This window comes from Aquabacterium humicola (assembly GCF_030167915.1).
In the GTDB taxonomy this organism is placed as follows: Bacteria; Pseudomonadota; Gammaproteobacteria; order Burkholderiales; family Burkholderiaceae_C; genus Pseudaquabacterium; species Pseudaquabacterium humicola.
The window spans coordinates 1-5,547 of sequence record NZ_JARGNB010000031.1; the positions used below are offsets into that span (position 1 = coordinate 1).

Below are 5,547 nucleotides of genomic sequence, written 5' to 3' on the forward strand. Positions count from 1 at the left end.
TAGCGTTCCCCGTAGGTGAGTTGGTGATACTCCATGCTGCAACCCTTCCTGCCCGAAGAGAAGCGGCTAGTCTCCAACTCACCGCCCCCCTTCGCAAAGTTGTTGCACTTCGCCTGGTAATCCGCCCGTCATGACGCGCTTCAAGCACCACAAGTACTTCCCCAAAGAGGGTGACGCACAGTCGTATCTCTTCCCTCACGTCTGTCTCGCCTGTCGGAAGTCATTCAGGAAGCCAATGAGTGCTGCCCCGAGGACTTGCCCACAGTGTTCTGGAAATCTCACTCGATTGTCCCGGAAGTTTAAGGCGCCGAAGACTCGGGACCTGATCCAATGGGCCAAGGTGCGCTTCCTCGTTGAGCATGGATTCTTCTTCTACTCGGTGTATGAGCGTTCCGGCTCAGGCGAAGTAAGGGTCCCATACCCGAAGACCCTTGCCGAAGCCAAGGAGTTCATCAAGGGGAAGAAGAGGCAAGCCTGTGCGGAGAGCGCCATTCCACCGGGCCTCACGTACTCGGTACGAGACCTTCCGATCTTGGGTCGGCACCACGCAAAGAGTGACGCCTAACCCTTCGGTCAACGCGACCCGTACCAGCAGGCGCCTTGGGGCGCGAGGCCGCCCAGCACTATCATCGGCCTTGCGCCCCAAGCCTCCTGCCGCTGCGGGCGCGTTACCTCAAACGTTAGGCCTCATGTCCGCCGATCCCGAACATCTCGCTGCTCTCCGCATCGTCGAGAAGATTCGTGCGGAATTCCCAGCAGAAGCAGCGGAAATTGATGAGGCGCTTGCGAGGGATGGTTACGTGAATGCCTATCACACATGGGTCGAGCGCTTCTCTCAGTTCACGACAGACGCCATCAAGCGCGGCGATCTCACAAAGGCAACCGCCCACCTCAACTTGCTATCACGGCTCCTTGCTCAGGGCGATGAGTTCACCCTCCGCTGCATTGACGTCGCATACGTCGAGTCCTTGATGTGGGACGTCAAAGACGAGAAGATCAAGAAGAGTGGCTGGAAGCGGGTTCCCGCGAACCTGCGAGCGCTCTACGTCGCCATGTGGGGCAAAAGGCCGTTCATGAAAAGGGTGTGAAATGAGGCCTAACCCTTCGGTCAACGCGACGCCCTCCAGCTGCGCGCCAGGGCCGCGAGGCCGCCCAGCACTATCATCGGCCTCGCGGCCCTGGCGCTCCGCTGGCGGTCGCGCGTTACCTCAAACGTTAGGCCTCAGGGCACATCGCAGCGCGACTATTCATCGTCTATGCCCCTCTCCCTCCAGCAACTGGAACAGATCATCCGTGCCGAGTGGTGCGCAGAGACCGCATGGAGTCCACCAGCGTGGAACAGGTCCGCTCCGGCCGCAGGACAGTGCTATTCCACGGCTTTCGTAATCAAATCGTTGCTCGGTGGCGAGATCGTGCATGCAGAAGTACTTCCAAACACCCAACCGAAACAACGTCACGCGTGGAACCGGCTGGACAGCGGAACGGAGATCGACCTGACAAGCGAGCAGTTCCCTATCGGCCAGCAGTTTCTTCCCTGCGAGCTACCTGAAGAGCTGGTTTGGTCTGTCGCAGGTAAGCAAGCTAGCCTTCTCCTCGAGCGTGTGCTTGCAAGGCTCCCAACGGCGCGGGTGCGAACTGAGGCCTAACCCTTCGGTCAACGCGACCCGCACCAGCAGGCGTCTTGGGGCGCGAGACACCCAGGTCTATCATGTGTCTCGCGCCCCAAGCCTCCTGCTGGCACGGGCGCGTTACCTCAAACGTTAGGCGTCGAAGAGTGACTAGGCCGCATACGAAATCGCGCCGCGCCGTCCGGCGCAAAGTCCTGTCTTTGCTGTCCGTAGCCGCAGCGGCAACTCAGTTCACCGGCATTGCCCTAGCTCAACCGATCTCAGTCGCCATGAAAGACACACGCTACGTCGTTTTCCATCGCCCGGGCCCCGCCTGGCAGCAAGGCAAAAGCATGTTTGAGCAGCCCGGCGTCATGCAGCATGTCCAACACTATCGCCAGTGGCTGATCTCGGGCAAGCTCGAACTCGGTGGCCCCCACCTCGATGCTGCGGGCGGTGGCATGATGATTCCGGTGGCCGGTATCTCGGAGGAGGAAGTCCAGCGCTTCGCCCTGGAGGATCCGGCCGTCAAGGACGGCACGCTCCTCGTCGAAGTCCGCCCCTGGCTTATCGGCATGTCAAAGTGAGCGGCGACGACGCCTAACCCTTCGGTCAACGCGACCCGTACCGGCAGGCCTCTTGGGGCGCGAGGCCGTGCAGCCTATCATCGGCCTCGCGCCCCAAGCGTCCTGCCGGCACGGGCGCGTTACCTCAAACGTTAGGCCGCATACAAGCCACCATGCCACTCCTCAAACCTTTCGTCGCTTACGCAACGCTGATCTTTGCAAGCGCTTCCGGAGCGGCCTATGGTGGTACCTCAGCGGACCTATTCCTCCGCATGCAGACTGAGCCGCCGGCGAAGCTGATCCAGTACTGTAAAGATGCGGCACCAGAGACTCAGGAAGCACTTGCGGCCGAATACGAGGTCTTCAAAGTCAAGTTCGCAGAAGCTGCCGCTCCCCTCGTTACGAAGCTACCTGCGGATGTACCTCAAGAGGTCGCTGCGAACGTTGATCGAATGATTGTCGAGCTTGGAGAGCGACAACTACAGGCGGTCAAGCAGCTTGAACCGCACGGATACTGCAGTTGGCTATTGAAGTCGCTGCGCTCCACAACCACCGAACGGCTAGCTTCAACCATGCAATCTGCAATCGATCGCTACACCGAGATGGCGCGAGCCAAAGCCGCTCTCCCTGCCCAACGCTAAGAATGCGGCCTAACCCTTCGGTCAACGCGACCCGTACCAGCAGGCGCCTTGGGGCGCGAGGCCGCTCAGGTCTATCATCGGCCTCGCGCCCCAAGCCTCCTGCTGGCACGGGCGCGTTACCTCAAACGTTAGGCGTCGAAGAGTGACTAGGCCGCATACGAAATCGCGCCGCGCCGTCCGGCGCAGAGTCCTGTCTCTGCTGTCCGTAGCCGCAGCGGCAACTCAGTTCACCGGCAAAGCCCTCGCTCAACCGATCTCAGCCACCATGAAAGACACACGCTACGTCGTTTTCCATCGCCCGGGCCCCGCCTGGCAGCAAGGCAAAAGCATGTTTGAGCAGCCCGGCGTCATGCAGCATGTCCAACACTATCGCCAGTGGCTGATCTCGGGCAAGCTCGAACTCGGTGGCCCCCACCTCGATGCTGCGGGCGGTGGCATGATGATTCCGGTGGCCGGTATCTCGGAGGAGGAAGTCCAGCGCTTCGCCCTGGAGGATCCGGCCGTCAAGGACGGCACGCTCCTCGTCGAAGTCCGCCCCTGGCTTATCGGCATGTCAAAGTGAGCGGCGACGACGCCTAACCCTTCGGTCAACGCGACCCGTACCAGCAGGCGCCTTGGGGCGCGAGGCCGCCCAGCACTATCATCGGCCTCGCGCCCCAAGCCTCCTGCCGGCACGGGCGCGTTACCTCAAACGTTAGGCCGCACAGATGCAGAATCACGACCCCCTCGCGGGCCTTTCCATCGCCGACGTTGTCGAAGCGCTTGTAGGCAAGATGTATGAGCCGCCGCTGGCAGGCCTGCGCGAGAAGGTGAACGCTCTGCCTGACCCGCTGAAAGTGCTCATCTTGGTCAGCGACTTCGACACTGAAGTCCTGATGAATGGCATAACCGGGTTTCTGGAAAACCTGACGGGTAAAAACCTACTTGCTACTATCGAAGCCTTCGAAGTGATCGGTGCGACGTCGACGGCGGCAACGCTGCGCGATATCGAGGCCACCATGCGCCACTACGGTGTCACTCACAAGATGCTGCGGCAGCCGATGGCCTCGGTCGAAGAGTTCTCGATAGTCTCGTCGTCCACACTCTACGACCAGAAGATTGTCGACATGCTCCAAGCCATCACCAAGCGCGCCTCCGATCTGTATCTCTATCAGACACCCCCGTCTGAAGCAATCTTCGAACTGCTCTGCCAGTACCTGGAGCCGCGCCGCGCAGAGCTTCTGCAGGCAGCGAGTGCGGCCTAACCCTTCGGTCAACGCGACCCGTACCAGCAGGCGCCTTGGGGCGCGAGGCCGCCCGGCCTATCATCGGCCTCGCGCCCCAAGTCTCCTGCCGGCACGGGCGCGTTACCTCAAACGTTAGCCGTCACGACGCCGCGCCAATGACACAGTCCACCGAAATTTTCGGAGCAAGAGTACTGCGATTCGTCCAATGGCCAGCCTGGTCCGTCATTTGCGCGGGCTTGATCTACATCGTGTTCAACTATGTCACGACCGAGCGTCCTAGCAAGGAGGCGTTGGCCCTGCGCGAGGACCTTCAGTCTGTCCTTTCAACAACCGAATCTACACTGTCCGTTGATGACTGTCGGACGTCCGGAAGAGGTCGGGTTATGTATACCTGCAACGCGCCTTGTGCTGCCCTGGGCGGCTTAGAGCAGGCCCTGCTCAAACAACGCTGGCAACTGGTAGGTCGCGAGAGCGAGCGCAACATGGTAGGCAAGGGCACGGAGATAACTCGCTTTGTGCGTGCACGAACTTCCCTGGCCGTCTACTTCAGGGGTGTTGACTCCACTTGCCAAGTTCAGGCTACTTGGAAGTGACGGCTAACCCTTCGGTCAACGCGACCCGCACCAGCAGGCGCCTTGGGGCGCGAGGCCGCCCAGCCTATCATCGGCCTTGCGCCCCAAGCCACCTGCTGCTGCGGGCGCGTTACCTCAAACGTTAGGCCTCACACGCCACCCGCACGGCATGCGCAGAAGGGCAATCCCACGAGGGGTAGGGGCACCAGACTTTCCCCTACACAATCCGGTGGATCACTGGCCTTCCGGCCGTCATCCGTCCCACATGCTGAAAATTCGCCGTGGTATGCCCGCAACTCGAGCGTCATCCGTGACGTACAAAGCACGTTAGGCCCGGGGTCAGCAAGACCCGCGCAACTCGTTGCGCAGCAAGAAGGCCCCGGTCCTGCGCCGCCGATAGCGCAGGGCAGCAGCTGAACAGCCGAATACGCGAGCAGCGTGTCTCGCAAGGCCCTGGCAAGACTCAGATGCAGGTCCGGTCGTACGCGTGGTCGGTGCGCGTCTTGCGCGGCTCCAAGACAAGGGCGTCCAGCGCAAGCTCGATGCTCCGAGCGCAAGCCACGCTGCCCACCAAGTTCTGCGGCGGTACGCTCGCCATCACCGGCGGCAGTCCGGGGGCATACGTCACCGGTCTGTGGCAACCCCGTCGCTGCGCGCTGCGCTGTTGAATCCCCGCGGTGTCCACGGCCCGCACGTGCTCCCGGGCCTAACCCTTCGGTCAACGGCGACGTCCACCAGCTACGCGCCAGGGCCGCGAGGCCGCCCGGCATATCATCGGCCTCGCGGCCCTGGCGCTCCGCTGGCGGCCGCGCGTTACCTCAAACGTTAGGCCTCGCAGGCAAGACGCGCATGTTCTTCGCAGGCCACGCCCCTACGAAGATTAAAGTCGAAGAAGGCACTTCTTCGGCTGGCGGCGAACGCCTTCTACACTGCGA

6 protein-coding genes are annotated in these 5,547 nt (G+C 61.6%); all 6 read left to right on the top strand.

The genetic code is table 11. From position 1 onward, the window contains the following. Window positions 1-689 precede the first annotated feature (689 nt). The gene (locus tag P1K89_RS33145; RefSeq protein WP_284620809.1) at window positions 690-1,088 is read left to right on the top strand and encodes a DUF7674 family protein; all 399 of its coding nucleotides are present in this window, start codon (window positions 690-692) and stop codon (window positions 1,086-1,088) included. Window positions 1,089-1,256: 168 nt separating this feature from the next. After that, the gene (locus tag P1K89_RS33450; protein WP_439898070.1) at window positions 1,257-1,646 is read left to right on the top strand and encodes a YunG family protein; all 390 of its coding nucleotides are present in this window, start codon (window positions 1,257-1,259) and stop codon (window positions 1,644-1,646) included. 251 nt (window positions 1,647-1,897) lie between these two features. Continuing rightward, complete coding sequence (locus tag P1K89_RS33150) at window positions 1,898-2,194, top strand: YciI family protein (RefSeq protein WP_284620709.1); 297 nt, start codon at window positions 1,898-1,900, stop codon at window positions 2,192-2,194. 152 nt (window positions 2,195-2,346) lie between these two features. Next, window positions 2,347-2,814: a hypothetical protein gene (locus P1K89_RS33155; RefSeq protein ID WP_284620810.1), complete on the top strand. Its 468-nt coding sequence runs from the start codon at window positions 2,347-2,349 to the stop codon at window positions 2,812-2,814. Window positions 2,815-3,079: 265 nt separating this feature from the next. Then, entirely contained in the window at window positions 3,080-3,376 is a 297-nt protein-coding gene (locus P1K89_RS33160) for a YciI family protein (RefSeq protein ID WP_284620709.1), read from the top strand. Window positions 3,377-3,521: 145 nt separating this feature from the next. Further along, window positions 3,522-4,058, top strand: a complete 537-nt coding sequence (locus P1K89_RS33165) for a DMP19 family protein (RefSeq protein ID WP_284620811.1) — start codon at window positions 3,522-3,524, stop codon at window positions 4,056-4,058. The last annotated feature ends 1,489 nt before the right edge of the window (window positions 4,059-5,547 follow it).

Bases quoted from the DNA above. Each gene is read 5' to 3' on its own strand.
- P1K89_RS33145 (WP_284620809.1), top strand. From the start codon at position 690: ATGTCCGCCGATCCCGAACATCTCGCTGCTCTCCGCATCGTCGAGAAG.
- P1K89_RS33450 (WP_439898070.1), top strand. From the start codon at position 1,257: ATGCCCCTCTCCCTCCAGCAACTGGAACAGATCATCCGTGCCGAGTGG.
- P1K89_RS33150 (WP_284620709.1), top strand. From the start codon at position 1,898: ATGAAAGACACACGCTACGTCGTTTTCCATCGCCCGGGCCCCGCCTGG.
- P1K89_RS33155 (WP_284620810.1), top strand. From the start codon at position 2,347: ATGCCACTCCTCAAACCTTTCGTCGCTTACGCAACGCTGATCTTTGCA.
- P1K89_RS33160 (WP_284620709.1), top strand. From the start codon at position 3,080: ATGAAAGACACACGCTACGTCGTTTTCCATCGCCCGGGCCCCGCCTGG.
- P1K89_RS33165 (WP_284620811.1), top strand. From the start codon at position 3,522: ATGCAGAATCACGACCCCCTCGCGGGCCTTTCCATCGCCGACGTTGTC.